This is a genomic window from Saccharopolyspora indica, from assembly GCF_027853965.1.
Taxonomy (GTDB): domain Bacteria; phylum Actinomycetota; class Actinomycetes; order Mycobacteriales; family Pseudonocardiaceae; genus Saccharopolyspora; species Saccharopolyspora indica.
Map to the genome: position 1 here is coordinate 91,634 of NZ_JAQGLB010000022.1, position 26,404 is coordinate 118,037.

Annotated in this window: 27 protein-coding genes and 1 other RNA gene; 23 read left to right on the top strand and 5 right to left on the bottom strand. The window is 71.0% G+C overall.

The genetic code is table 11. The features are described from left to right. The first annotated feature begins 75 nt into the window (after positions 1-75). From OU416_RS33465 to OU416_RS33540, 16 genes are all read left to right on the top strand, one after another. On the top strand, positions 76-933 hold the full coding sequence (locus OU416_RS33465) for a carbohydrate ABC transporter permease (RefSeq protein ID WP_270931076.1): 858 nt from the start codon (positions 76-78) through the stop codon (positions 931-933). Positions 934-935: 2 nt separating this feature from the next. Then, a complete protein-coding gene (locus tag OU416_RS33470; protein ID WP_270931117.1) occupies positions 936-2,192 on the top strand; it encodes a 6-phospho-beta-glucosidase in 1,257 nt (418 codons plus the stop codon). After that, positions 2,189-3,160, top strand: a complete 972-nt coding sequence (locus OU416_RS33475; RefSeq protein WP_270931077.1) for an N-acetylglucosamine kinase — start codon at positions 2,189-2,191, stop codon at positions 3,158-3,160. The genes OU416_RS33470 and OU416_RS33475 overlap by 4 nt, the downstream gene beginning before the upstream one ends. Before the next feature lie 58 nt (positions 3,161-3,218). Beyond that, positions 3,219-3,610: RNase P RNA component class A (gene rnpB / locus OU416_RS33480), an RNA gene on the top strand. A 396-nt stretch (positions 3,611-4,006) separates the two neighbouring features. Then, positions 4,007-6,214 (top strand): ArnT family glycosyltransferase, encoded by a 2,208-nt coding sequence (locus OU416_RS33485; RefSeq protein ID WP_270931078.1) that lies wholly within the window; start codon positions 4,007-4,009, stop codon positions 6,212-6,214. A gap of 562 nt (positions 6,215-6,776) precedes the next feature. After that, positions 6,777-7,073 carry a hypothetical protein gene (locus tag OU416_RS33490; protein ID WP_093151701.1) on the top strand — a complete coding sequence of 99 codons (297 nt, stop codon included), beginning with the start codon at positions 6,777-6,779 and terminating at the stop codon, positions 7,071-7,073. Positions 7,074-7,076: 3 nt separating this feature from the next. Further along, positions 7,077-7,634 carry a hypothetical protein gene (locus OU416_RS33495; RefSeq protein ID WP_270931079.1) on the top strand — a complete coding sequence of 186 codons (558 nt, stop codon included), beginning with the start codon at positions 7,077-7,079 and terminating at the stop codon, positions 7,632-7,634. After that, entirely contained in the window at positions 7,609-10,491 is a 2,883-nt protein-coding gene (locus OU416_RS33500) for an ATP-binding protein (protein WP_270931080.1), read from the top strand. Before OU416_RS33495 ends, OU416_RS33500 begins: the two co-directional genes overlap by 26 nt. Continuing rightward, the gene (locus OU416_RS33505; protein WP_270931081.1) at positions 10,488-12,389 is read left to right on the top strand and encodes a hypothetical protein; all 1,902 of its coding nucleotides are present in this window, start codon (positions 10,488-10,490) and stop codon (positions 12,387-12,389) included. The genes OU416_RS33500 and OU416_RS33505 overlap by 4 nt, the downstream gene beginning before the upstream one ends. Before the next feature lie 63 nt (positions 12,390-12,452). Next, positions 12,453-13,028, top strand: a complete 576-nt coding sequence (locus OU416_RS33510; protein ID WP_270931082.1) for a hypothetical protein — start codon at positions 12,453-12,455, stop codon at positions 13,026-13,028. 1 nt (position 13,029) lies between these two features. Continuing rightward, positions 13,030-14,043 carry a C40 family peptidase gene (locus OU416_RS33515; protein WP_270931083.1) on the top strand — a complete coding sequence of 338 codons (1,014 nt, stop codon included), beginning with the start codon at positions 13,030-13,032 and terminating at the stop codon, positions 14,041-14,043. 130 nt (positions 14,044-14,173) lie between these two features. Beyond that, on the top strand, positions 14,174-14,635 hold the full coding sequence (locus OU416_RS33520; protein ID WP_270931084.1) for a hypothetical protein: 462 nt from the start codon (positions 14,174-14,176) through the stop codon (positions 14,633-14,635). A gap of 117 nt (positions 14,636-14,752) precedes the next feature. After that, positions 14,753-14,941 (top strand): hypothetical protein, encoded by a 189-nt coding sequence (locus OU416_RS33525; protein ID WP_093352006.1) that lies wholly within the window; start codon positions 14,753-14,755, stop codon positions 14,939-14,941. A gap of 5 nt (positions 14,942-14,946) precedes the next feature. After that, positions 14,947-16,380, top strand: a complete 1,434-nt coding sequence (locus OU416_RS33530) for an RNB domain-containing ribonuclease (protein WP_270931085.1) — start codon at positions 14,947-14,949, stop codon at positions 16,378-16,380. Between the two features lie 79 nt (positions 16,381-16,459). Next, on the top strand, positions 16,460-17,125 hold the full coding sequence (gene npdG / locus OU416_RS33535) for an NADPH-dependent F420 reductase (RefSeq protein ID WP_270931086.1): 666 nt from the start codon (positions 16,460-16,462) through the stop codon (positions 17,123-17,125). A 193-nt stretch (positions 17,126-17,318) separates the two neighbouring features. Continuing rightward, positions 17,319-17,705, top strand: coding sequence for a DUF4326 domain-containing protein (locus tag OU416_RS33540; protein ID WP_270931087.1), 387 nt, complete (start codon positions 17,319-17,321; stop codon positions 17,703-17,705). Positions 17,706-17,763: 58 nt separating this feature from the next. Here the strand turns inward: OU416_RS33540 and OU416_RS33545 are convergent, their stop codons facing one another. Beyond that, complete coding sequence (locus OU416_RS33545; RefSeq protein WP_270931088.1) at positions 17,764-18,510, bottom strand: SDR family NAD(P)-dependent oxidoreductase; 747 nt, start codon at positions 18,508-18,510, stop codon at positions 17,764-17,766. A 204-nt stretch (positions 18,511-18,714) separates the two neighbouring features. Here OU416_RS33545 and OU416_RS33550 point away from each other — a divergent pair, with 204 nt between their 5' ends. Continuing rightward, positions 18,715-19,692: a glutathione S-transferase family protein gene (locus OU416_RS33550; RefSeq protein ID WP_270931089.1), complete on the top strand. Its 978-nt coding sequence runs from the start codon at positions 18,715-18,717 to the stop codon at positions 19,690-19,692. On the opposite strand, the gene OU416_RS33555 is transcribed toward OU416_RS33550, so the two are convergent. Together OU416_RS33555 and panB are read right to left on the bottom strand one after the other, a co-directional pair. After that, the gene (locus OU416_RS33555) at positions 19,689-20,570 is read right to left on the bottom strand and encodes an NmrA family NAD(P)-binding protein (RefSeq protein ID WP_270931090.1); all 882 of its coding nucleotides are present in this window, start codon (positions 20,568-20,570) and stop codon (positions 19,689-19,691) included. The two genes, OU416_RS33550 and OU416_RS33555, sit on opposite strands and share 4 nt — an antisense overlap. An 87-nt stretch (positions 20,571-20,657) precedes the next feature. Then, positions 20,658-21,512, bottom strand: coding sequence for a 3-methyl-2-oxobutanoate hydroxymethyltransferase (gene panB, locus OU416_RS33560; RefSeq protein ID WP_270931091.1), 855 nt, complete (start codon positions 21,510-21,512; stop codon positions 20,658-20,660). A 189-nt stretch (positions 21,513-21,701) separates the two neighbouring features. On the opposite strand from panB, the gene OU416_RS33565 reads away from it, so the two are divergent. Further along, positions 21,702-22,130 (top strand): ester cyclase, encoded by a 429-nt coding sequence (locus tag OU416_RS33565; protein ID WP_270931092.1) that lies wholly within the window; start codon positions 21,702-21,704, stop codon positions 22,128-22,130. Here the strand turns inward: OU416_RS33565 and OU416_RS33570 are convergent, their stop codons facing one another. Further along, complete coding sequence (locus tag OU416_RS33570) at positions 22,131-22,940, bottom strand: transporter substrate-binding domain-containing protein (protein WP_270931093.1); 810 nt, start codon at positions 22,938-22,940, stop codon at positions 22,131-22,133. It abuts the gene before it with no gap. A 95-nt stretch (positions 22,941-23,035) separates the two neighbouring features. Between OU416_RS33570 and OU416_RS33575 the strand changes: the two genes are divergently transcribed. The 5 genes from OU416_RS33575 to OU416_RS33595 all read left to right on the top strand — a co-directional run bounded on the left by OU416_RS33575 (position 23,036) and on the right by OU416_RS33595 (position 25,423). Further along, complete coding sequence (locus OU416_RS33575) at positions 23,036-23,476, top strand: hypothetical protein (RefSeq protein ID WP_270931094.1); 441 nt, start codon at positions 23,036-23,038, stop codon at positions 23,474-23,476. A gap of 85 nt (positions 23,477-23,561) precedes the next feature. Then, positions 23,562-23,981 carry a hypothetical protein gene (locus OU416_RS33580; protein WP_270931095.1) on the top strand — a complete coding sequence of 140 codons (420 nt, stop codon included), beginning with the start codon at positions 23,562-23,564 and terminating at the stop codon, positions 23,979-23,981. Between the two features lie 341 nt (positions 23,982-24,322). After that, a complete protein-coding gene (locus OU416_RS33585; RefSeq protein WP_270931096.1) occupies positions 24,323-24,484 on the top strand; it encodes a hypothetical protein in 162 nt (53 codons plus the stop codon). Between the two features lie 58 nt (positions 24,485-24,542). Further along, a complete protein-coding gene (locus OU416_RS33590) occupies positions 24,543-24,806 on the top strand; it encodes a DUF1905 domain-containing protein (protein ID WP_270931097.1) in 264 nt (87 codons plus the stop codon). A 167-nt stretch (positions 24,807-24,973) separates the two neighbouring features. After that, on the top strand, positions 24,974-25,423 hold the full coding sequence (locus OU416_RS33595) for a VOC family protein (RefSeq protein ID WP_270931098.1): 450 nt from the start codon (positions 24,974-24,976) through the stop codon (positions 25,421-25,423). A gap of 80 nt (positions 25,424-25,503) precedes the next feature. Here the strand turns inward: OU416_RS33595 and OU416_RS33600 are convergent, their stop codons facing one another. Further along, positions 25,504-26,388, bottom strand: a complete 885-nt coding sequence (locus OU416_RS33600; RefSeq protein ID WP_270931099.1) for a DUF559 domain-containing protein — start codon at positions 26,386-26,388, stop codon at positions 25,504-25,506. Positions 26,389-26,404: the final 16 nt, after the last annotated feature.

Sequence of the window (26,404 nt, forward strand, 5' to 3'; positions counted from 1 at the left end):
GGCCACAACTCGAACGGCGCCACGGCGACCCGGATCCGGGACGGCGCGGGCGATTTCACGCGAAATCGTCCTCCGGTGGGCGTGAACCATGCCGATTTCCTGCGAAATCGGCGCAACCAGCGGCTGCACTGGATCGCGGTGCACAGCCTCGGCCTGGCGCTCGGCGTGATGTTCCTGATGCCGCTGGTGTTCGTCTTCCTCACCGCGGTGATGTCCGACGAGCAGGCGCTGACCGCGAACCTGTGGCCGCAGGAGTGGCACTGGGAGAACTTCGCGAAGGTCTTCACCGAGGCGCCGATGCTGCGCTTCCTGCTCAACAGCCTGCTGTACTCGACGCTGGCCACCGCGTTCATGCTGGTCTCCAGCATCCCGGTGGCCTACGCGCTGGCCAAGCTGCGCTGGCGCGGCCGCGGTGTGTCGTTCATGCTGGTGATCGCGGCGATGATGCTGCCGCCGCAGGTCACCGCGGTGCCGCTGTACATCCTGTGGGCCCGCTTCGAGCTGACCGGCACGCTGTGGCCGCTGATCATCCCGCACCTGTTCGGCGACGCCTTCAGCATCTTCCTGCTGCGGCAGTTCTTCCTCACCATCCCGCGGTCCTACGTGGACGCGGCCAAGGTGGACGGCTGCTCGGAGTTCACCGCGATGCTGCGGATCGTGCTGCCGATGGCCCGGCCGGGCATCGCGGCCGCGGCGATGTTCTGCTTCCTCTACACCTGGAACGACTTCTTCGGCCCGCTGCTCTACGCCGGGGAGAACCAGCAGTCCTGGACGCTGTCCATCGGGCTGGCCTCGTTCCGCGGCATGCACCGGGTGGAGTGGAACCTGACGATGGCCGCCACGGTCCTGGTCATGCTGCCGGTCATCGTGCTCTTCCTGTTCGCCCAACGCGCTTTCGTCCGCGGCATCACCTTCACCGGAGTCAAGGGGTGACCATGAAACTGACGGTGGTGGGCGGTGGCTCCACCTACACGCCCGAGCTGATCGACGGACTGGCCCGGCGCCGCGAACCGGCGATCGAGGAGATCGTGCTCGTCGACCCGGACGCCGAGCGGCTGGACGTGGTGGCCGACTTCTGCCGCAGGCTGCTGCGGGAGGCCGGGCACCCGGCGCAGCTGCGCACCACGCCCGACGTGGTCGAGGCGGCGACCGGGGCGGCGGCGGTCCTGCTGCAGCTGCGCGTCGGCGGCCAGCAGGCCAGGTACGGCGACGAGACGTTCCCGCTGGAGTGCGGCTGCGTCGGCCAGGAGACCACCGGCGCGGGCGGGCTGGCCAAGGCCCTGCGCACGGTGCCCGTGGTGCTCGACATCGCCGAGCACGTGCGAGCGGTCGCGCCGGAGGCGTGGATCGTCAACTTCACCAACCCGGTCGGCATCGTGACCCGCGCACTGCTCGCCGAAGGGCACCGCGCGGTGGGGCTGTGCAACGTCGCGATCACCTTCAGCCGCTGGATCGCGCAGCTGCTCGACGTCACCCCGGACGCGGTCCGGCTGGAGCACACCGGGCTCAACCACCTCACCTGGGTGCGCGGTGTGCACGTCGACGGCCGCGACGTCCTGCCGGACCTGCTCGGCGAGCACGCCGGGGCGATGTCCGAGCACATCGGACTGCCGCCCGCGCTGTTCCGGCGGCTGGGCGCGGTGCCGTCGTACTACCTGAAGTACTTCTACGCGCACGACGAAGTGGTCGCCCAGCAGCGGACCGCACCGCCCCGGGCGACGGTGGTCGCCGACGTGGAGCGCGATCTGCTCAAGCGCTACGCCGACCCGTCGCTGACCGTCAAACCGGAGGAGCTGTCCAAGCGCGGCGGTGCGTACTACTCGGAGGCCGCGGTGCAGCTCGTGCACTCGCTGACCTCCGGCGGCCCGGCCGAGGAGCACGTGGTGAACGTCCGCAACGACGGCGCGCTGCCGTTCCTGCCGGACGACATGGTGGTCGAGACGAACTCCACCGTGGACAGCGGTGGTGCCGCGGCGCTCCCGGTGCGGCCGGTGGAACCCGCGCTGGCCGGGCTGATCGGCCACGTCGCGGGCTACGAGCAGCTGGCGCTGGACGCGGCGCTGCGCGGCGGCCGCGACCGGGTGGCCCACGCGCTGCTCGCGCACCCGCTGATCGGCCAGCACGCGATCGCCGACCAGCTGGCCGACGAGCTCGTGCGGCGCAACGCCCAGTTCCTGCCGTGGGCCCGATGAAGCCCGCGGTGCTGGCCATCGACGGCGGCAACAGCAAGACCGACGTCCTGCTCGTCGCCGACGACGGCTCGGTGCTGGCTTCGGTGCGCGGGCCCGGAGCGTCTCCGCAGCACGTGGGCGTGCAGCGCTGCATGGAAGCCCTCGCCGAGCTCGCGGCCAAGGCCGCGGCGCAGGCCGGGCTCCCGGCAGGCCCACCGTTCGCCCGGCACACGGCGGCCTGCCTGGCCGGGGCGGACCTGCCGCGCGAGGAGGAGGACCTGCGCCGCGCGATGGCCGAGCTCGGCTGGTCGGACACGCTGTCGGTGGACAACGACACCTTCGCGCTGCTGCGCGCCGGGACCGACGACGGCGTCGGCGTGGCCGTGGTGTGCGGAGCGGGCATCAACAGCGTCGGCGTCGCCGCCGACGGCCGCGTCTCCCGCTTCCCGGCGATCGGCCGGATCTCCGGGGACTGGGGCGGCGGGGCCTTCCTCGGCCAGGAAGCGCTGTGGTGGGCGGTGCGGGCCGAAGACGGTCGCGGCGCACCCACCGAACTGCTGCCCGCCGTCGTGGCCCACTTCGGGACGCGCAGCGCGGCTGAAGTGGTCGAGGCGCTGCACTTCGGCGAACTCGACCACGACGTGCTGCACCAGCTGTGCCCGCTGCTGTTCGACGTCGCCGAGGCCGGCGACGCGATCGCCACCGAACTCGTCGACCGCCAGGCCGAGGAGATCGGGCTGCTGGCCTCGGTGTCGCTGCGCCGACTGGGCCTCCTCGACGCGCCGACGGTGGTCCTCGGCGGCGGAGTGCTGGCCGGAGCCGGACGGCGGCTGCTCCCCGACATCCACCGCCGGTGCGCGAAAGTCGCCCCGGAGGTGGAGGTCCGCCTGGTCGAATCGCCTCCGGTGATCGGAGCCGGACTGCTCGGCCTGGACCGCATCGGCGCCGGCCGGGCCGCGCTGGACAACCTCCGCCGGAGCGCGGGCTGACCTGGAGCGTGCCGGGGCCGGGCCCCGGCACGCACTGTTCTAAACTCGGTGGTGCGGATGAGTCGGCTGGGTGACTGCGGCGGGGGAGACCTCGTCGAGGAAAGTCCGGACTCCACAGGGCGGGGTGGTTGCTAACGGCAACCCGGGGCGACCCGCGGGACAGTGCCACAGAGAGCAGACCGCCCGGCGGACACCGCCGGGTAAGGGTGAAACGGTGGTGTAAGAGACCACCAGCACCCCGGGTGACCGGGGTGGCTAGGTAAACCCCACCCGGAGCAAGGCCAAGAGGACGCCCCAGGGCGTCTGCGCGGACGATCGAGGGCGGCCCGCCCGAGTCCGCGGGTAGGCCGCACGAGCCTGTCGGCGACGGCAGGCCGAGATGGATGGTCACCGAAGGGACCAGCCGCAAGGCTCCCGGAACAGAATCCGGCTTACAGGCCGGCTCATCCGCGTTCACCCACCGGTGTCCCGGCTGCTGGTGCTCAGCCGCGGGAGCCGCCGCTCCCGGCCCGGTGGTGCATCGTTCGGCGTCGCCGTCCTCTTGGGCCCGCATCGGTGAGCGGCTGGCGATTATGTCCGAGATTGGTGACCCTGCGTTCGATGTGCAACTCGGACGGGTTAATCTCGGTCTGCGTGGGATGGGCGTTTTGTGGGGGGTTTCCCGCGCGGATGCGGAGGGTGACGGCGTTGGGTTCTTGACATCGGATGATCGATGGAGGACGACCACGTCGTCCGCACCGGACCTGCCACGCCGCACCGGTACTCCGCCGCCAGCAGGCGCCACCACTCCTTACTTTCCGCGCGCGGTCGCAGCGCGCGCTGGCACACCTCTTCCGGAGAACGAGCATGACGAGATTCGCGGCGCCCAGCGCCGGGGAGCACGACGAGATCCCGGCCGGGTCGGCCGGCGGGACCAGCACCGGTCCGCAGCCGGCCGGACACCCGTTCCGGGACGCCACCGCATGGCTGATCGGCGGGCTCTCATTACTGGTCAGCGTGCTGTTCCTGGTGGTGAACCTGGCCTACAACCAGTGGAACTTCATCCCGCCGGTCGACGACGCCTACATCCACCTGCAGTACGCGCGCCAGATCGGCACCGGGCACTTCCTGCAGTACAACACCGGTGACCCGATCAGCACCGGCGCGAGCAGCCTGCTCTACGTGCTGATCCTCGGCGGCGCCTACGCGCTGGGCGTGACGGGTTCGGCCTTCCTGCCGTTCGCGATGCTCTTCGGCGTGCTGTGCCTGGCGCTGACCGCCGCGCTGACCTACCGCCTCGGCACCCGGCTCGCCGGTCGCGGCGTCGGCATCAGCGCCGGTCTGCTGGTCGCGCTGAGCGGCCCGCTGGCCTGGGGCGCCACCAGCGGCATGGAGATCGCGTTCGTCGCCTTCCTGCTCGTCGCGATGCTGCTGGTGTTCACCGGTGAGCGCGCCGAGAACCGCTTCCGGTGGACGCCCGTGGTCGCGGTGGCCGCGGCGCTGACCCGGACCGAGCTGCTGCTGTTCGCCGCCGTGCTGAGCGTGGCGATGGTCTGGCACATCGTGGCGCACGCGCGCGGCACCAAGGCCCCGTGGCTGCGCGTGCTCGGCCGGATCCTGTGGATCGGCCTGCCCGGGTACGCGGCGGTGGCGCAGTTCGCCTTCTACCGGATCGTGACCGGTTCGGCGGAGCAGAACGGCGTGCTGGCCAAGTCGCTGCTGCACATGCCCGCGGTGTACCCGCTGGAGGTCGCGGACAAGGCGCTGACCAACCTGCGCATCTTCCTGACCGCGTTCACCGGGCTGACCACCTACGACTACGTCTTCCCCGGTGCGCTGCTGCTCGCGGTCCTCGGCGTGGTCGGGCTGTTCCGCCGCGCCCCGCAGTGGCGCGGGCTGTCGCTGGCCGTCGGCATCGGCGTGGTGCTGGTGCTGGCGTCGGTGTCCACGCTGGAGTTCGCCGACGTCCACCACATGCGCTACGTGCAGCCGCTGCTGCCGGTCCTGCTGCTGTTCGCCGTCATCGGGATCCACTCCGCGGCGCAGCTGTTCCCGACCGGGCGGCGCTCGGTGCTGATCGGCGGTGTCGTGGTGGCGCTGCTGTTCAGCGCTTCCCAGCTGCCCGCCTGGAGCCTGCGGCAGTCCCAGCAGGCCGCGGGCATCCGGGACCAGCAGGTCACCATCAGCAACTGGATCAAGGGGCACCTGCCGCAGGACGCCGTGGTCGCGGTCAACGACGTCGGCGCGCCCGCCTACTTCTCCGAGCGCTACATCGTCGACCTGATCGGCCTGGCCACCACCGGCTTCGCCACCCCGAACCTGCACGGTCCCGGCAGCCTCTACGAGGAGCTGAAGCACCTCCCGCAGGACCGCAGGCCGGACTACTTCGTCATCTTCAACTCGTGGAGCGTGCACGGCCTCGGCGAGGGCGGCCTGTTCGGCCGCGAGCTGATCACCTTCGAGCTGAAGTCGCCGCGGTTCTCCTACCTCACGCCCAGCGGCGGGTCCGCCTGCCAGGCGGCGCGCTTCTGCGACAAGGTGACCGTCTACGAAGCCGAGTGGGACGCGCTGGGCTCCGGCGACCTGCCGGTGCAGCAGCCCGCCGGGCAGATCCGCGACCACCTCAACGTCGCCGACCTGCGCGACGAGGAGCGGCACGACTACCAGGTCGTGCCCGCCCACCAGGGCTTCCAGCCGCGCACCCACCTGCGCACCATCACCGGCCCGGACGGCGGCGACGTGGTGGACAGCGGCAGGCACGTCGTCGGCGGCGAGTCCTTCACCTTCGAGAACCTGGTGCCGAACCAGGAGCTGACGATCGTCGGGCGCATCGACGCGACCGAACCGGCGGCGGGCGAGCCGACCGGCTCCCGCGCGGTCCAGGTCCGGGCGAACGGCGAAGTGGTGGGCACCTGGGAGTTCGAGGCCGACCCGCGCGGCTGGGCGGAGACCACCTTCACCATCCCGGCGGAACTGGTCACCGAGCCGACGCTGACCGTCGAACTCGGCCCGTTGCAGGAATTCCTCGGCCCCTACCCGGACTACGCCGCCTACTCCTACTGGGCCGTCCAGTGAGTCTCTGAGCTGCGAAGATCCCGTTCCGAACGCCCCGGCCACCGGTCGGGGCGTTCGGCTTCCCGGGTCCGGGCAGGTGGATCGTCCACTGTGCACTCACGGGTCGCTCGGACGGTGGCCCTGCTCGTCGGTCGCTGTGCACGGGCCGCTACGCTGAGGCAGCGCGTCTAGATCACTTCAGCCCGATCCCGCTCCGCGACTTCACATTCGCGTGATCCGGTCGGGTGCATCATGACGCGATGTGCGGAAATCCACTGGATGACCGAGTCGTGCACGATGCGTAACGAAGGGGTTCGCAAGCGGGTGAACAGCCACGAGATGTCAGGCGGGAACCGTCCTGGTGAGCGCGTTTTTCCCGATGGTGGGCCGAAAGCGGCATCCCCGAACGGCCTATTCGCGGCGTGACGGCACCCGGTCGGCACCACGGTCTCCCGCCACTCCCGAAATCGCAACCACTACTTCTGGTGACCATGTCATGTTCTACTCGTACCTGCGCGCCGGATCACCACCGGCGCGCTGAGGTACCGGCCCGACGACACTCCGCGCACTCAGGGGTAAAGAGATGATCGCCACGTCGCTGGACACACTGGCGCAACTGGACGTACTGGCGCAACAACCGGGACAGCTGGGCACCGGCGGCATTCAGGGCTGGATCCTCGAGAACCTGCTCCCGCTGCTGCTGCTGACCGTCGCGATCCTGCTGCTGTGGCTGGGTGGCGGGAAGGGCGACAACGCCGGAGTCATGCGGCGCGTCGGCGGTGTCATCGTCGCGCTGGCGATCATCGGTCTCGCCGTCACCACCAACGCCGGGGTCAACATCGGGACGTTCATCGCCGGCCTGTTCAGCTCCGGGGGCTGACCAGTGCGAATACGCACCGACGACGAGATCTACCGGGTCGACGCGGTCTGGCTCGGACCACCGCGGGCCACCTTCCCGTGGCGCGCGCGCTACGTCGCCTGGGGCGTGGGCATCGTGGTGTTCCTGATCGTGCTCGGGGTGGAACGCCGGATGAACATCGGCTTCGGCTTCTTCTCCACCGCCTGGGCGGTGGTCATCACGGTCGTGCTCACCCGGATCATCTGCGCGAAGATCGGTCACGAGCGGCCGCTCGGCGCGGTGATGACGATGTGGCTGCGCGAGCTCACCGCTCCCCGGGCGAAGAACTCCGGCGCGGGCGGTGCGGCCAGCGCGGCGCGGATCAGGGTGCAGGCCCAGCGGCCCCGCCCGAAGCCGAAGTCCGCTGGTCGGCGCAAGGCGCCGAAGCAGCAGGCCCAGCGCGGCCGACCCCAGCAGCAGCGGCAGCAGCCGCCTCCGCAGCGGCCCGTCCGGTCCGGGAAACCGGCGGCCCGCAGCACGGTCCCCAGCAGGCGAGCGCGTAGCAAGGAGGTTCGCGGTGTTCGGTCGCCGGCGAGGCCGTGAGCGCAACACGCAACAGGTCCCGGGTCCCCGCGGTTCGAACGGCAAGGTCCGCAGTCCCAAGGGGAATCCCGGCAAACGCGGCCGCACACCGGGTGACGAGCAGTCGATCCCGACCTACACGCCGTCCATCGCGGCGCGGTCCATCGACGGTCACCTGCTGCGCACCGGCCAGGACGTGTTCGCCTGGTACCGGCTCTCCCCGCAGCGCTGGTCGTTCCGCTCGGACTCCCAGCGCCAGGACCTGATCGCCGCGATCGCCGGCCAGTACGCCGAACTGCAGGGCCGCTGGATGCACCTGCGGGTGACCAACCGGCCCTACCCGATCCGGATGTGGGCCGAGGCGCACGTGCACAACGCGCGCAACCCCGTCCCGGACACCCCCGGCGCGCTGACCTTCGACGACTACATGGTCGGCGAGCAGCAGCAGCTGATGGGCCGGTCGATGGCGGAGAAGGAGGTCTACCTGGGCGTCCAGGTGCAGACCCGCAACGTCGTGGACCGAGCCGTGGAGCGCGCCGCGCCGCTGCTGCGCAAGGTGTTCCCGGAAGCGGTGGACGCCGAGCTCATCGCGCTGGACAGCGAGATCGAGCACCTCGACCAGGTCATCGGCTCGGCCGGGCTCGACGGCCGCCCGGTGACCGCCGAGGAGATCTCCTGGCTGATGCACCGCTCGTGCTCGCTCGGCCTGCCCGCGCCGCGCAACATGCCCGCGGTGCCCGGCGCCCCGTGGGAACCCGAGGACCTCGCGTCGTTCACCGACGCCTCCGACATGCACCAGGACCCGTACGCGCCGACGGTCACCGTCCGCGGCCGCACCGGGTCCAACGCGGGCATCGTCCGGCACCTCGCGGTGCTCACCGTCGGGCAGACCCACGGCCTGCAGATCCCCGAGATCGACGACCCGTGGATGCAGCACTCCGACCGGATGCCCGCGCCGGTGGAGTGGTCCGCGCGGATCTACGTGCGGCGCCCGGAGGACGTCGGCGGCGAGCTGCAGCGCCAGATGAACAAGGTGCGCTCGCAGGTCCGGCACTACACCGAGGAGCACGGCCTGGAGCCGCCGACCTCGCTGGCCCGGCAGGCCAACCGGGTGCTGGAGGTCGACGACGAGATGACCTCCGGGTTCACCGCGCTGGCCACCAGGGTCAAGTCCTGGTGGCGGCTGTCGGTGTCCGGGCCCACCGAGCGCGACGCGCTGCGCCTGGCCCAGCAGGTCCTCGACCTGTACAAGCCGAAGATCGCCATCGAGCACCCCGAAGCGCAGTACGCGCTGGCCCGCGAGTTCATCCCGGGCGAGCCGCTGGCCAACAGCGCCTACCTGCGCCGCGGTTCGGTGGTGTGGGCGGCATCGGCCGTCCCGCAGGCCACCGCGGAGGTCGGCGACCGGCGCGGCATCCTGCTCGGCGAGACCTGCACCGCCACCCGGCGCCCGGTCGCCTGGGACCCGTGGATGGCCCAGGAGGTCCGCGACGCCTCCGGTCTGACGGCCATCGTCGCCGGTCTCGGTGGCGGGAAGTCGTTCCTCGGCGGCGGCACCGTCTACAAGACGTTGCGCTCCGGGGCGCACTGGACGCTGCTGGACCCCTCGGGGCCGCTGGCCGCGCTGTGCGAACTGCCCGAACTGCGGCCCTACGCGCGGCCGATCAACCTGCTCAACGCCCAGCCCGGCATCCTCAACCCGTACCGGGTGGTCGCCGAGCCGGAGCTGGAGCACTTCGTCGACGAGGACGACCCGGAGCGCAGCTGGCGGCGCGAGCGCGCGCTGGCCGCCGCCACCCGTCGTCGCCTGGTGCTCGACGTGCTGACCGGGCTGCTGCCCTACGAGGTGGCCCGGCTGCCGCAGACCCGGATCGTGCTGCTGCGCGCGGTCCGCGCGGTCGGCGGTCGCCCCGACGCGCACCCGGGCATGGTCTTCGAGGCGCTGCGCCGCGACGCCAGCGAGCACCACGAGCACGCCGTCGTGGTGGCCGACTTCCTGGACGAGATCCGGGAGCGGATGTCGCTGCTGATCCCGGAGATCAACGCCGACCCGTACTCCGAGCGCCGCGAGGACCGGCTCACCGTGCTGACCATGGCGGGCCTGGCGCTGCCCAAGGACGGCGTCGGGCGCGAGCACTGGACCGACGCCGAAGCGCTCGGCGTGGAGATGCTCAACCTCGCCGCCTGGCTGACCCAGCGGTCGATCTACGAGCGGCCCAAGAACGAGCGCAAGGGCGTGTGGATCGACGAGGCGTTCTTCCTCTCCGAGGTGCCGACCGGTCGCGTGCTGATGAACCGGTTCGCCCGCGACTCCCGGAAGTGGAACGTCCGCGTCCTGCTGTCCAGCCAGATCCCGGCCGACTTCCTGCGCATCCAGGGCTTCGTGTCGCTGCTGGACTCGGTGTTCATCGGGCGCCTGGACGACGAGCACGCGCAGGCCGACGCGCTGCGGCTGCTCAAGGTGCCGGTCGGCGCCGGCTACGAGCAGGTGGTGGCCGCTCTCGGCCGCCGGCCCGGCCCGGCCCGCAACAGCACCGAGCGCGACCGCTCGCCGCGGCAGTTCATCTTCGGCGACGGTGCGGGCGGCGTGGAGAAGATCCGCATCGACTTCTCCGGACCGCACCTGGAGCACCTGCGCAACGCGCTGGACACCACGCCGGCCGCCGACGAGGACGTGGAACCGCGCGCGCTGCAACCGGCGGCCGGGGCCAACTCCGACTCCGCCGCGCCCGCGCTCCGGCCGGCCGCGGACTACCAGGAAGATCTCGACGAGACCTTCGACGAATTCGAGCTCGAAACCGTCGGCATCGGATATGGCGATGACGGCAGCGACCGCTCGACCCCCGGGGGCGAGCGGGGTGGGGAAGACGCCCGGTGATCGCGTTGCTGGCGGTCGCGCTGGCCGCGGTGATCGTGGTGGTGCTGCGGCGCCGCCGCAAGGGACGTGACCGGGCGAAGCGCGGCGCGTTCGCGCTGGTCGCCGGGCTGCTCGCACTCCAGGCGCTGATCGGTGCCCCGGCCTTCGGCCAGCCGTTCAACTGCAAGGAAGCACCGAACCCCGAACGCCCCGGCTCCGGCATGGTCGGCGCGCTGGACCCTGCGCCGATCGGTGTCGGTGTCCCGGGTAGTGCCTACGACGAGGTTGGCTACGCCGGGCTGGTCTGGCACACCTATGACCTGGGCTGCGGCCCGCAGGGTGTGACAAACCCGAACGCCACGGTCGACACGTGGGTGGGCAACGAGCTGTTCAACGTCGCCAAGGTTCTGGTCGGCGCCACGAACGGTCTGCACTACGCGCTGCTCGACGGCGATCTCATGAATCCGCTGGACGAAATGATCGCCACCGGCACCGTGGCGCTCTACGACAGCGTGTTCACACCCTGGTTCGGCCTGGTCGCGCTGGTGCTGGCGATCGTGCTGTTCCGCTACATCTGGACCGGTGACCTGGCGTCCATCGGCAAGCGGGGGATGTGGGCGCTGGCCGGGCTCTGGTTCGCTTCCGCGACCTACCTGACCCCGCTGGTGTACACGCACGCCCTCGACGACGTCCTGATCACCGGGACGTCGGCGGTGCAGGCTGGATTCCTGGAAGAGGTGGGCGTTGACGAGGCCAATGCACTGCCGACGTTGCTGCACGACCAGGTCGTCTACCGCAACTGGCTGAGCGGCGAGTTCGGTACCCCCGACTCACCGCAGGCCAAGGAACTCGGTCGTGACTTGCTTCGCGCCCAGTCGTGGACCAAGCAGGAGGCCAAAGACGGTGCCGATGCGGGTTCGACGGAGCCGAAGAAGCAGGCCTTTCAAGACGTCGCGGGCAAGCTCAGCGGTTCCAGCGCCTACGGCTACTTCCAGGGTGTGGACGGCAGCCGCGTCGGTGCCGGAATGCTGGCCACCGTGCAAGCCTTCGCCTACGCGTCGTTCCAGCTGCTGGCCAAAGCCACCATCCTGCTCGCTCAGGTACTGCTCCGGGTGCTGATTCTCGCCGGGCCGCTGATCGGCTTGGTCGCACTGCTCTACCACCAGGTCCTGCGCACCATTGGCCGAGTCGCCGGGGCGGCGGTGCTGAACGTGGTGATGGTGGCCGCCATGGCCGGGTTGCACACGCTGATCCTGACCTGGATCTTCGACCCGGCGCGCGGATTCGCCCCGCTGGTCCAGATCCTGCTGGCGTCGCTGGTGACCGCGGTGTTCCTGATGGTGGCCAAGCCGGTCCGGCGGATCGGGCAGATGGTCCAGCTGTCGGTCGGCACCGTCGGCCGCGCGGTGCCGCGCGCACCGCAGGGCATCTTCTCCCGGTTCCGGCGCGGGCGGTCGCAGGACGACGAGACGGGCAACTTCTGGGATCGCGCGCGGGGCATGGATCCCGACGCCGAGTACACCGAGGACTCGCGCGAACGGTGGCGCGCCCGGCCCGAAGCCCAGCACCCTTCGACGGTCGCGGCCACCGCGCAGCGGCTGGACCGCGGGGCGCCCGCGGTGGCGGCAGGCGCCGCTGCCGCGCTGCCCGTGGCGGCGACGCCGCGACGGCCGGGCGGCATGCCCGCGCTGCCGGAAGCGCGCAGCACCAGCCGGGTCGTGGACACCAACCCGGTGGCGGACGCCAAGTGGGACGGCGTCGACGAGGACCCGGTGCTGATCCCGTCGCGCACGGCCGGCTCCCCGATCCCCGGACCGGAGCCCGCAACTCCGCGGCGAGCGGAGATGGAGGTCGTGGCGGGACGCCCGGTCTACGTGGTCTACCGCCCGTCCAGAGGCCTCGAGGTGGCCGATGGTTGAGGGCATGATCATGCGGGCGGCTGAGCGCCGCCGGGCCGAGGACAGCCGGAAGAAGGGGGCCTGATGCCGATCCGGACGCACCGCGGGCGAGCTGCGGTGTACCGCAGGTTGTGGGGCTGGCCGCTGCGCTCGCCCAAGCACCTGGCCGCGGCGGTGGTCGCGCTCGCCGCGGTGGCGACGCTGGTCGGTTTCGTGCTCCCCGAACCGCCGCCGAGCCAGAACTTGGCCGAACCGGCCACCACCGAACCGCCCGCGCACTCCGCGGTCGTCCCGAGCCCGACCAAGGCCCCGCCGACCATCTCGGTGCCCGCGGACCCGCCCGCGCAGACCGCGCCCGATCCCGCCGGCGTGGCGGTGGTCGAGGAGTGGGGCAAGGCGTGGGTGGACCACCCGGTCGGCGCGGACCGCCAGCAGTGGCTGGCCAAGCTGCGGCCCTACACCACCGACGAGTTCATCACCGAGATGGCCTCGGTGGACCCCGCGAACGCGGGCAACGTGATCACCGGCGCGGCGACCGCGGTCAGCTCGACCGAGGGCGCGATGCAGGTGAGCCTGCCCACCGACATCGGCGTGCTCCAGGTGACCGTGACCAAGACCAGGTTCGGTTGGCGAGTGGCCCAGTACGACAAGGAAGGCTGACATGCGGAAGCTCGTGGTTGCGTTCGTCGTGCTCGCGGGTTTCGCAGGTCTGATCGGCGTCGGCGCGGTGACCATGCTGCTGTCCGGCGGCGGTGGCCGCGCGGGCTGGTCCAGCTGCAGCTCCAACCTCGGGCCGTGGGGCGACGGTGCCGAGCAGGGGCAGCGCGATGCCGCGAAGCTGTCGGGCGAGTCGATCGGCATCGTGCAGCGCATCATCGAGATCGGCCAGCAGCGCGATCTGCCGCCGCGCGCCTGGCAGATCGCGATCCAGGCGGGCAAGACCGAGTCGAACCTGGCCAACCTCTTCCACGGCGACCGGGACTCGCTGGGCATCTTCCAGATGCGGCCCTCCATGGGCTGGGGAACCGTGCAGCAGGTCACCGACGTGGACTACCAGATCAACAAGTTCTACGACGTGCTCCTCGAGGTCCCGGGCTGGGAGGAGATGCGCCCCGGCACCGCCGCCCAGAAGGTGGAGCGCTCGGCCTTCCCGCTGCGCTACCACAAGTGGGAGCCGATGGCCGCGCACCTGGTGAGCGCGGAGGGCGACGTCAGCGGCATCACCGCCTGCGACGAGCTGCCGAGCGCGAGCGTGCTGGGCGGGCAGGCCCTCCAGTACGCGCACGCGCAGCTGGGCAAGCCGTACGTGTGGGGCGCGGCCGGGCCGGACACCTTCGACTGCTCGGGCCTGACCCAGCAGGCGTGGAAGGCCGCCGGGGTGGAGATCCCGAAGTACTCGCAGACGCAGTACTTCCAGGGCGGCGTGCACGTGCCGCTGAACCAGGCGCAGCCCGGTGACCTGGTCTTCTGGGGCAGCGGGCGGGACCCGAAGGGCATCCACCACGTGGCGCTGTACCTGGGTGACGAGAAGGTGCTGCACGCCCCGCAGCCCGGCGAGTCCGTCGAGATCGAGACGCTGTGGGACGGCGGCGAGCTGCTGCCGATGGTGGTCCGGCCGGCCGCCGACACGCCCCCGCAGGAGGCTGCCGTTCCTGCCGCGGGTGGCGAAGGTTAGGTAAGAATGGCGGGGGCCTGCTGACGTTGAGAACGCGCGGTTCGGCCGGGTCCCGCAGCGGAACCGAGGATCCGGCGAAGTGGGTGGACCGCTCACCCGCGTCCGCGCGAGTTCTCGGAAAGGGTGCACGATGTTCACGCCAGACCCGATTCCGCGGCCATCCGGTCCGCCCGCGTCGAGCACGCCGCTCGGCGACTACCTCGCGCACCGGCGGCTGCCGGGCGTGGATCCCGGTTACGCGGTGCTGCCGCGTTCGCTGGCCGAGGCCATGCCGCTGCCGTGGCAGCAGCAGATGAGCAACCTGCTCGCCGAGTTCCACCAGGCCTTCGGGCACCTGCAGTGGCCGGTCTACCGGGTCGTGCCGTCCCGCTACGAGCGGCTGGTGGACCTCGACGACGACCAGCTCGCCGAGGTCGGGTGCACGGTGGAGGTCGGCGACGACGGCGAGCTGGAGTACCGGATGCGCGACGGGCGCCGGGTCGACAACCCGGAGTCCCAGCAGGTGCTGGTGTCCTGCCTGGACCCGATCCCGCGGCAGACCCCGGGCGGACCGCAGCCGACCCCGGCCGCTCCGCCACCGCCTGCCTGGTGAGGCGTCCAGCCCGGTCGGTACCCGCGCAGAACGAGCGGGTCCGCCGCCATTCGGACATCCCGGTCTAGTACGTGCGCGGTGCGTGACAGCCGCGCGCAGTCGTGCGAGGCTCGGTGCATGCCCCGCGGAAGGTGGTACTTCTGTCTGAAGCACCGGCAGGTCGAGCCGAAGGCCGGCTGCCGCGCCGCTGAGCGCTTGGGGCCCTACCCGGACCAGGAGACCGCGGCTCGCGCGCTGGAGATAGCCGCGGAGCGCACCAAGGCGGCCGACGAGGCCGACGTGCGCTGGGAAGAAGACGAGGACTGAGCCTCGTGGCGGCGGCGGTGGGTCCAGCAGGTGGTACCGGAGTCGCCGCTGCCGCGCAGGACTTCTCGGCGATCCGCACCGAACTGGGGCTGCCCGCCGACTACCCGCCCGCCGCGCTGGCCGAGGTCGAGCGGACCGTGGCGCAGCCGGTGCCCACCGGTTGCCGGTCGGACGCCACCGATCTGCCGCTGGTCACCGTCGATCCGCCCGGGGCCAAGGACCTCGACCAGGCGGTGCTGGTCCGGCGGCGCCGCCGCGGCTACCGGATCCACTACGCGATCGCCGACGTCGCGGCGTTCGTTGTCCCCGGCGGCGCGCTGGACGCGGAGTCCCGCCGCCGCGGTCAGACCCTCTACCTGCCCGACGGCAACGTCCCGCTGCACCCGACGCGGCTGTCCGAAGACGCCGCGAGCCTGTTACCGGGGCAGGTGCGAGCGGCCGTGCTGTGGACCATCGACCTGGACCCGGACGGGCTGCCGGTGCGCGTGGACGTCCGCCGCGCGCTGGTGCGCTCGGTGGCGCAGCTGGACTACGACGGCGTGCAGCGGTCGCTTGAGCTGGGCATCCCGCACCCGTCGATCGCGCTGCTGCCCGACGTCGGCCGGTTGCGCCGGGAGCAGGCGATGCGGCGCGGTGCGATCGAGCTCGGCCTGCCCGAGCAGCAGGTGGAGTCCGACGGAGCGGGCGGCTGGCGGCTGGTGCTGCGGCCGCGGCTGGTGGTCGAGGCGTGGAACGCGGAGATCTCGCTGCTGACCGGGATGTGCGCGGCGGAGATGATGCTCTCCGCCGGGATCGGGGTGCTGCGCACGGTGCCGGACCCGGAGCCGGAGACGGTCGCCGGGCTGCGCCGCTCGGCGACCCGGCTCGGCGTGGCGTGGCCGGTGGACCTCCCGCCCGCGGTGGCGCTGGCCGAGATGGACCCGATCCGGCCCGAATCGCTCGCCGTGCACGTGGCGGCGACGCGGCTGCTGCGCGGAGCCGGCTACACCGCCTTCGGCGACGGCGCGCCCGCGAAGGCCAACCACGCGGGCATCGGTGCGTCGTACGCGCACGTCACGGCTCCGCTGCGGCGCCTGGTCGACCGCTACAGCGCCGAGGTGTGCCTGGCGGTGGCCGAGGACCGGCCGGTGCCCGGGTGGGTGCTGGAGGCGTTGGCGCAGCTGCCCTCGGCGATGGGCAGCTCCGACCGGATCGCGGGCCAGGTGGAACGGGCCTGCATCGCCCAAGCGCAGGCGTGGTCGCTGGTCTCGCGGGTCGGCGAGGAGTTCCCGGCCACCGTGCTGCGCGCCTCGAACGGGGTGGCGGGCGAGGTGTTCGTGGCTGCTCCGCCGGTCATCGCCCGCTGCACCGGCGACGGGCTCGGCGAGGGCCAGCAGGTCCGGGTGCGACTGGTGGTGGCCGATCCCTCGCGCCGCGAGGTCGCGTTCGAAGTGGCCTGACGCACACCCCGTGGCGGATTCCCCCGCGCCGGTCGATCGTTGACGCCAGAGGAGTCGACGTCGACGAAAGGGGCCAGTGGTGGCTGAGGTGCGCGAGATGACCATCGGAGTCCTGGGCGGAACCGGGGCGCAGGGCCGCGGACTGGCGATCAGGTGGGCGCAGGCGGGGCTGAAGGTCGTCATCGGCTCGCGCAGCGCCGACCGCGCCGAGCAGGCGGCGAAGGAGATCGTCGAGGTCGCCGGCGGCGACGTCACCGGGCAGGACAACGCGGGCTGCGCGGCGGCGGCCGACATCGTGCTGGCTGCGGTGCCCTGGGAGGGGCACGCGGAGCTGCTGAAGTCCCTGCAACCGCAGCTGGCGGGCAAGATCGTGGTCGACTGCGTGAACCCGCTGGGCTTCGACAAGAAGGGCCCGTACGCGCTGCCGGTGCCGGAGGGCAGCGCGGCGCAGCAGGCCGAGCAGCTGCTGCCGGACTCGCGGGTGACCGCCGCGTTCCACCACGTCTCGGCGGTGGCGCTGGCGGACCTGAGCGTCGACCACGTCGACCTGGACGTCCTCGTGCTCGGCGACGACCGCGAGGCCACCGACGTGGTCCGCGCCCTGGCGGACGTGATCCCCGGCGTGCGCGGCGTCTACGGCGGCCGCCTGCGCAACGCCCACCAGGTGGAAGCGCTGACCGCGAACCTCATCGCGATCAACCGCCGCTACAAGGCCCACGCGGGCCTGCGCATCACCGACATCTGAGCAGCTCCGAACACCCGGGGCCCTCGAACTCACGACCCGCGGCCACCGCACCTCGCGGGGCGTCAATTTCGTACGAAATTGACCGTCACCCGGGTGAACGTCAATTTCGCGCGAAATTGACGCCTCCCCGGGTGACGGGCGTTGTTGTCGGGGGGTCGGTGCGGCGGCACCCTGGGCGGCGGAGGTGGTGGCGGTGCTGCCGGAGGAAGCGAGCTGCTGGAGCGACGACGAGCGGGAGCGGGCCGACGCCCTGCTGGACGGCCACGCCGTCGTGGTCAACGTCCGCAAGGGCGGCCCGCACAAGCACCTGGTGCCGTGGCTGGAGGAGTCCGGCCTGCTGACCTACGTGGGGCACTCCGGGCCGCGGCACTCCTGGCCGGAGTCGGAGTTCGCCAGCCCGTTCCTCAAGGAGGCCAAGGTCGACCGCGAGGCCATGGTCCACCACTACGAGCAGTGGCTCGACGAGCAGCCGAACCTGCTGGCCAAGCTCCGCGACGGCGAGCTCTCCGGCCGGGCCCTGGGCTGCTGGTGCGCCCCGAAGCCCTGCCACGCCGACGTCCTCGCCAAGCGCGCCGGCTGAGCGGCGCGTCAATTTCGCACGAAATTGACCATCCGCATCGCGACGGAGCTGTGCGCGGTCACATCTCGGCGCGGCGGCCGCCGTCGACCGTCCAGGCCGCTCCGGTGACGTAGGAGGCCTTGGGCGAGAGCAGGAAGACCGCGACGGCGGCGAGCTCGGCCGGGTCGCCGGAGCGGCGCAGCGCCGCGGCCTGCACGGCGGCTTCGTGCGCCTTCGGGTCGCCCGCCGCGATCGTGCGGGCGCGTTCGGTGTCGAAGCGCCCGGGCAGCAGGGCGTTGACCCGGACGCCTCGCGGGCCGACCTCGGTGGCCAGGTCCTTGACGAAGCCCTGGGTGGCGGGTCGCGCGACGTTCGAGCTGGCCAGCCCGGTCAGCGGTTCCGCACCCGAGGTGGAGGTCAGGACGACGACGGAGCCGCCGTCGCCGAGCTCGGCGGCGACCTCGCGGGCCATCCGGATCGGCGCGATGGTGGCGATCTCCAGGCCGCGGCGCAGCGTGTCGTCGTCCAGCCCGCTCGGCATCCCGGCGGGCGGACCGCCGTGGCTGACGAACAACCCGTCCAACCGCCCGAACTGCTCCCGCGCGTGGTCGATCAGCCGCCGCGGCGAGGTGGGGTCGGTGAGATCCGCGGCGAGCCCGCGCGCCCGGTCGCCGAGCTCGGCGACGGCATCGGCGGTGTTCGCCGCGGACGAGGACGAGACGACGACGTGCGCTCCTTCGTCGACCAGCGCCCGAGCGGTGGCGAAGCCGAGGCCCTTGCTGGCGCCGGTGACGATGAAGCACCGCCCGGAGAGATCCAGATCCATGCCCGGAACCCTAAGCCGCCCAACGATCTCCCAAAACCCCGGACTCCGCACCAGGCCACGGCTTCCTGCTGCGATTTCAAGGGAAATCGGACGTCCGATTTCCCTTGAAATCGCGTTCGGTCACCCGGACGCCGCGGTGGTCCAGGTGGTGGGACGCCGGGATTCCGGCTGATTTCCGGGGCTTCGCGGGCCTAGGGTGGCGGCATGGCCGAGGCGCAGTTCGGGGCGGAGACGTCGCAGCGCGGCGAGTGGGTGCGGCAGGCGAACCGGTTCACCGACCGGATCACCGCGGACGGTTCCTCCGGGTGGCCGGTGGAGCCGGACCGGTACCGGCTGGTGGTGAGCCTGGCCTGCCCGTGGGCGCACCGGTCGGTGATCGTGCGCCGGTTGCTGGGGTTGGAGGACGTGCTGTCGCTGGGCGTCGTGGACCCGGTCCGCGACGAGCGGGGCTGGCGGTTCTCCCTGGACCCGGACGGCCGCGACCCGGTGACCGGGATCGCCTACCTCTCCGAGGCGTACCTGGCCGCCGATCCCGGCTTCACCGGCCGGTACACGGTCCCGGCGATCCTGGACGTCGCCGAGCGCAGGGTCGTCACCAACGACTACCCGCAGATCACCCTGGACCTGTCCGCGGAGTGGGCCGAGCACCACCGCGAAGGCGCCCCGCAGCTCTACCCGGAGTCCCTGCGCGCGGAGATCGACGAGGTCAACGCCCTGGTGTACCGCGACGTCAACAACGGCGTGTACCGCTGCGGTTTCGCCACCTCGCAGCAGGCCTACGAGGAGGCCTTCGAGCGGCTCTTCGCCCGCCTGGACCGGCTCTCCGAGCGGTTGGCCGGGCAGCGCTACCTGGTCGGTGACGCGATCACCGAGGCCGACGTCCGGCTGTTCACCACGCTGGTCCGCTTCGACGCCGTCTACCACGGGCACTTCAAGTGCAACCGGCAGAAGCTGACGGAGCTGCCGGTGCTGTGGGCCTACGCCCGGGACCTGTTCCAGACCCCGGGTTTCGGCGACACGGTGGACTTCGACCACATCAAGCGGCACTACTACGCCACCCACCACCAGATCAACCCGACGGGGATCGTCCCGCTCGGCCCGGACCCGTCCGCCTGGCACACCCCGCACGACCGGGAATCCCTGGGCGGCAGGCCCTTCGGCGCGGGATCGCCGCCGGTCTAGAGCGCGGGGCGGAGCCACGCGTGCGCCCAGGCCGCGAGCGTGGTCGGTGTCGTGGTGACGATGCTGCGCACGTCTTCGGGGACGAAGTCCTCGCGCTGGCCGACGGACATCCCGACGATGCCCTCGACCTGGCCGCTGCTCAAACCGGCCGATCGCAGGGCGGCGCGGAATTCGTCGTCGGAGATCCGCTCGGCGCGTACCTCGCGTCCCACCGATCGGCTCAAGATCTCGGCCACCTGCGCGAACGTCAGGTCCTCGGGGCCGTGCACGGCCTGCACGCCGCATCCGGACCAGTTGGTCGCGAGCAGCCTCGCGGCCGCGATCTCGCCGATGTCGCGGGGATCGACCCAGGGCATCGCGTAGTCGAGGGGCCACGGGGTGCGGAGCACGCCCTCGCGCAGGTCTTGGAGGTCCATGAACAGGTTGGTGAAGAAGTAGCCGCAGCGCAGGTGCAGCACGCCGGCCCCGGTGGCGTTCAGCAGTTCTTCCGTCCTGGCCAGGCCGTCGATCTCTCCGACGCCGTGGCGCTTCTCCGCGCCGATGCTGCTGAGGAACACCGTGCGGCTGATGCCGTTCTCCCGCACCGCCCGCGCCGCGTTGGCGCCCATGCGGGCATAACCGGCGGCCGGGTCGTCGTCCGGCGTGGGCGGGTCCACCCAGAAGAGGCAATCGGCGCCTCGCGTCGCGCGGAGGACGGTGTCCGCGTCGCCTTGATCGCCCGGCACGACGTCGACCAGGTCGCGAGTCGCCGCGTCGAGCTTGTCGGGTGTCCGCATCAGCAGCGTGGGGCGCACGCCCGCTTGCAGGAGCAGCCGCACGACCCGGGAGCCCACGTGACCGGTGGGCGTGGTGACGACGATCTTGTGCTCGTTCTCCATGACCGGGACGCTACGAGCAGTCGCGGCCGGATCCTGACCGCAAATGGGAACGTGCGGGGGCTTCCGGCCGGAAGCCCCCGCACCACCTCAGTGGAAGGAGTGTTCCGCCGCGGGGAAGGCGTGGCCGCGGACGTCTTCGGCGAAGCGGGTGGCCGCGTCGGCGAGGATGCCGCCCACGTCGGCGTAGCGCTTGACGAAGCGCGCCGTGCGACCGGTGTTCATGCCCGACATGTCGGTCCACACCAGCACCTGCGCGTCGCAGTCCGGGCCGGCGCCGATGCCGACCGTCGGGATGCGCAGCTCGGCGGTGACGTGCTTGGCCGCCTCCGCCGTCACCATCTCCAGCACCACGGCGAACGCACCGGCCTCCTGCACGGCCAGCGCGTCGGCCAGCAGTTCTTCAGCCGCGTCGCCGCGGCCCTGCACCCGGTACCCGCCGAGACCGTGCTCGCTCTGCGGGGTGAAGCCGATGTGCGCCATCACCGGGATGCCCGCCGAGACCAGCGCCTCGATCTGCGGGGCGTAGCGCCGCCCGCCCTCCAGCTTGACCGCGTGCGCGCGGCCTTCCTTCATGAACCGCGTCGCGGTGGCCAGCGCCTGCTCCGGAGAGGCCTGGTAGGAGCCGAACGGCAGGTCGGCGACCACCAGCGCGCGCTCGGCGGAGCGGGTCACGGCGCGGACCAGCGGCAGCAGTTCGTCCACGGTCACCGGCAGCGAGGACTCGTAGCCGTAGACGTTGTTGGCCGCCGAGTCGCCGACCAGCAGCACCGGGATCCCGGCCTGGTCGAAGATCCGCGCGGTGTACATGTCGTAGGAGGTGAGCATCGGCCAGGCCTCGCCGCGCTCCTTCAGCTGCTGCAGGTGGTGGATGCGCACCCGCCGCTTGGCGGGGGTCGAGCCGTACGGTGCAGCCGTTTCGCCCTGATTCTGGGCAGCAGTCATCGTTGACCGTCCTGTTCCCTCGAGGCCTGCTCAGCAGGTCCCCGGGTCGTCGTGGAAGGTTGCACCTGAAAGCGTCGCACGCCCCGGCGGCTGCGCCGATACCTCGCGGGGCAACGTCACATCGGGAGGCTTTCGCCCCTGGCCCGCCGGTCGGTGCGGGCGGAGCATGCGGGGCGGGAGGGATCTGCGATGCGCAACCAGGACACCCACCGCAAGCTGCACGAGCTGTTCAACGAGCGGCAGCTCGACGAGATGGACCACCACGTCGGTGTCGAGTTCGCCTACATCGACCACCCGCGGCGCGGCACCATGCACACGCTGGCCCAGTTCAAGGAGTGGCTGGGGGAGTGGATCGGCGCGTTCTCGGACGCGCGCGCGATCGGCGCGTCCTACGTCGACGGCCCCGGCTTCTCGGTGGCCTACTTCCACGGCCGCGGGACGAACGACGGCAGGCTCGGCGGGCGCGCGCCGACCGGGCGCCAGATGGACATGGCGTTCTGCGAGACGCTGCGCTACGACGAGCACGGCCGGATCATCGGCGGCGAGATCTACTACGACCAGCTGACCCTGCTCACCCAGCTGGGCCTGCTCGAGCAGGCGGCCGTCCGGCGCGCCTGATCAGCCGATCCAGGGCTCGGCGAACCGGTCGTAGGTTCCGTCGTGCATCGCGAGGTTGAGCCACTGGTCGACGTACTGCTGGAACACCACGTCGCCCTTCGGCAGCAGGTAGGCCTTCTCGCTGAAGGTGAACGGCTGCTCCGGGTGCACCGAGCACAGCTCCGGGTGCTGCTTGGCCTGCCAGCGGGTCTCGGCGGCGTCGGTCATCATCAGATCGGCCTTGCCGTCGATGATCTGCTGGAAGATCGTGTTGTTGTCCGGGTGGTCGACGATGGTGGCCCGCTTCAGGTTCGCCCTGGCGAACTTCTCGTTGGTGCCGCCGGGGTTGACCACGGCCCGCACGCCGGGCTGGTCGATCTGCTCCAGCGTCTGGAACCGCGCGGCGTTCTCGCAGCGGGTGATCGGCGTCTTGCCGTCCACGACGTAGGCCGTGCTGAAGAACGCCTCGCGAGCGCGTTCCAGCGTGATCGACACGCCACCGACGGCGATGTCGCACTTGGCGGTGAAGTCCTCGACCAGCGTCTTCCAGGTGGTGGGCACGATGGTGGCCCGCACCCCGAGCTGCTCGGCGAGGTGGTGCGCCATGTCGATGTCGATGCCGCTCCACGCGTCGTCCGGGTTCTGGTAGCTGCCGGTCTCGTCCCGGTAGGTGAACGGCCGGTAGTCCCCGGTGCTGCACACCCGCAGCTCACCGCGCTGCACGACCTCGTCCAGCCGGTTCGCGGCGGCCTCCGGCGCCGGTGTGCACGACGCGCTCACCGCGACGACACCGGCCACTGCCAACCCGACCCCGAACCGCTTCCACCGCATGCCGCCCACCTTTCGATCTCCGCCGCACATGCATAGCCGCTCGCACCGGCAAAAGCCAGCGCAACCCGATCCCGCCGCGATGCGTCCTACGGACCGTGGATGGACCGATTGAGTTGAAGTCGAAGGGGTTCTGGACGTTCACCGCACTGCTCTGCGGGATTCCGATCGCCCTCGGGATGGGCGCGGCGGAGGCCGTCTACCTCGTTGGCCTGTGGAAGCGGTGCGATCTCACCGGTGCCGGGGGCGGCTTCGCCCTGAACTTCGTCGGGTTCCCGCTGTTGCTGGGGGTGAACCTCCTGCTCCTGCCGGTGTTGGCGATGATCGGCCGGATGAGCAGGAAGGTGGCGGTCAACCGGGTCCTGGACGGCGCGACCGTCCGCAGCGGTGCCCGGCTCGGGCTCATCGCGGGTCTGGTGTTCACGGCTCTCGCGCTGCTCGTCTCGTGGCTGGTGGTGACGGGTGTCGTGATGGCCATGATCCCGTCCGACTACCCGACGACTTGCGGAGAGCTGGGCCGCCGCATCCCGGGTTCCTGACAATCCCCGCGAACGATCAGCACCGGCAACCGCCGGTGCTGATCGTTCGCGGGGAACCGCACCCCGGCTCGCGCGTCCAACGATCATGGACAACCGAACGAAGGTCAGGTACGCCCTCATCTGGGCGGGGATCGCAGCGGCGGGGGCCTTCGGGCTGGCGGTGCTGATGATCGTCTTCGACATGATGGCGGTCGGCGAGATGTTCCGGAAGTGCGACATGAGCGGTCACGGTGCGGGCATGTCGTCCTGGGGCGTTTTCCTGGTCACGATCCTGCTGAACCTCCTCCTGGTTCCGCTGGCGGCAGTGGTGTTCGCGGGAGGCCTCCTCGTCGAGGTCCGGCTGGTGATCGGCAAGCAGTGGCAGAAGGCTGCGGCGCGGGGTTTGGTGATCTCCGTCGGTGTGGTCGTGGTGCTGGCGGTCGCGGTGCTTGCATCGGTACTGGCGCTGGGGTACGGGGAATCCCACCTCCCCACCGACTCCTCGAGCATCGCGTGCGGCTCCTGAAACGCCGGCGGCAGAACTCAGCAGATCCTTCGCCGGGAAACCGCAGCCCGTCCAGTGCGTCCAACGGGCATGGATGATCGGACGAGGATCAGATCTGCTGGTTTCTGGGCGGGCACCGCCGCAGCGGCGACCGTTCCGTTGGCGCTGCTGCTGATCTGGCTGGACCTGCGGTGGATCGCCGCCCTGTGGCGCGAGTGCGGGCTGGACGATGCCAGCGGCGGGATCGGGTTCAACTTCGTGGTCTTCCCGACAACGGTCTTCCTCAACGTTCTGCTGGTACCGATCGCGGCTCTGCTGTTCGCGGGCTGCAGGCGCATCGCGATTCGCCTGGTCGGCAAGGAGTGGGCGCTGCGATCGGCACTGGGATTGACGATCCCGTCGGCGTGGTCCTGGCGCTGGCCACGGGCGCGCTCGCCTCGATGCTGGCCATGTCCGCCGCGAACGCCCAGATACCGGCGGACTACCCGACGTCGTGCGCGGAACTGGGCAACGGCAACGCCTGAGCGCCGATGAGTTCCGCGCCGCTCGGTGGTCTACCCGGGCAGGACGAGGAGGTCTGCCATGGACGAGACGTTCACCGCGGAACTGCGGAAGAGCCCGAACCCGGGCGGCTGGACCTACGTGGTCTGGCCGAGATCGGTGGAGTACTTCGGCACGCGCGGCCTGGTGAAGGTCCGCGGCACGATCGACGGCGAGCCGTTCCAGAGCTCCTTCATGGCCCTGGGCGACGGCACGCACAAGCTCCCGGTGAAGGCCGAGATCCGGGACAAGCTCGGCAAGCAGGTCGGTGACGAGGTCGTGATCCGCCTCCTGGAACGCCTCTGACCTGCGAGTTCTCCGGTGTGAAAAACGGTGAAAAAGAAGATGCAACCAAACGCCGGTGACAACGTCTAAAGGAGCGGGAGTGCGTGGGACGCGGGAGGGAGGGTTCTGGGGGTACCTCCCTCCCGCGAGCCGAACCGCTCCACCCGGCCTGATGGGATCCTGGCCTGGTGACGGCTTTCTACCACGTGTGCTTCGTCGTGCCGGACCTCGAGCGCGCGATGCGCGACTTCGAGAACGCGGCCGGTGTCGAGTGGCACGAACCGCAGCCCGGCGAACTCGGCGACTGGCAGTACCGCATCGTCTTCACCAAGGGCGGAGCCCCGTTCGTCGAACTGATCGAAGGCCCACCGGGCAGCCCGTGGGACGCCTCGGCAGGAGCCCGCTTCGACCACCTCGGCTACTGGACGACCTCGCTCGAAGCAGGCGCCCGACGCCTCGAATCCCACGGCATCCCGGAGGACTTCTCCGGCTGCCCTCACGGCAGGGCCTTCGCCTACCACCGCATGGACTCCATCGGAGCCCGCATCGAGCTGGTCGACGCCTCCCGCCAACCGGCCTTCCTCGAAACCTGGCACCCCACCGGCAACCCGATGCCGGCAATCCAGGAACACCCGTGACGAGGTGGGTGGTGGCGATTGCGCGTGAAATCGCCACCACCCACGCGGGAAGCACGACGATTTCGCGTGAAATCGCCATCTCACCGGCGGCGTGCTGCGACGGCGGCCCCGACCTCGGCCACGAGTTCGGGCAATCGCTGGTAGAGCCGTTCGGCGGTGACGATGATGACGTGCCAGCCACACCTGCGGATTCGCCGCAACCGCTCCTGGTCGAGGGCGTGCCGAGCAGGGTCGGCGTGCCAGGCTCCGTCGTACTCGAGAGCGATCTTCGCTTCTTCCAGCGCGAGATCCACCCGCGCCACGAATCCGAAGTCGTCGTGGATCTCGAATTGCGGGGTGAAGCGAAAACCAGCCTGCAGAAGGGCGACGCGCAACTCTGATTCGGGAATCGACTCGGCTCGCCCGTCCAGCAGCGCGGCGGCGTTGCGCGCCCGGACGATGCCGTGGTCGTGACGACCCGCCAGGAATTCCGAGATCATCTGCCGGTCTGCCAACCCCGCGTGGATCAGCGCATCGCCGGCCGCCACTGCCGTGCGCTGCGGGTTCCGGGCGAGGAGATCCAGCATCGTGCGTTCGATGGTGGCGAGGTGGATCCCGGCCCACTCGACCCGTTCGAACGCCCAGCTCTTGACCGACCAACATCGAAGGCCGAAGCGCCTGTTCACGTACTTGCTCCCGCTCACCAGCACTTCGACCCGATCATGGGCTCTGGCCAGCGGTACGCCGTACAGCGTGGCGGCCGAACGCCCGGTGATGATCGAGGACGATGGCAGGACGAGCGCCGCCGCGTGGCAGCGAAGCGAGTGGGTGATTTCGACGGCGCTGCTGCAGTAGACGCCGTGCACGACCCGTCGGTACTCGCCGCTCTTCCGCAGCTGATTGTCAGTGATTCCTGAGGAAAGTGCCTGTGCCCTGGTGAACAGTCCGAGTTCTGCGGGCGCGATGGTGCGTGCGATGGATGTCATGCAACAGAGGATGGGC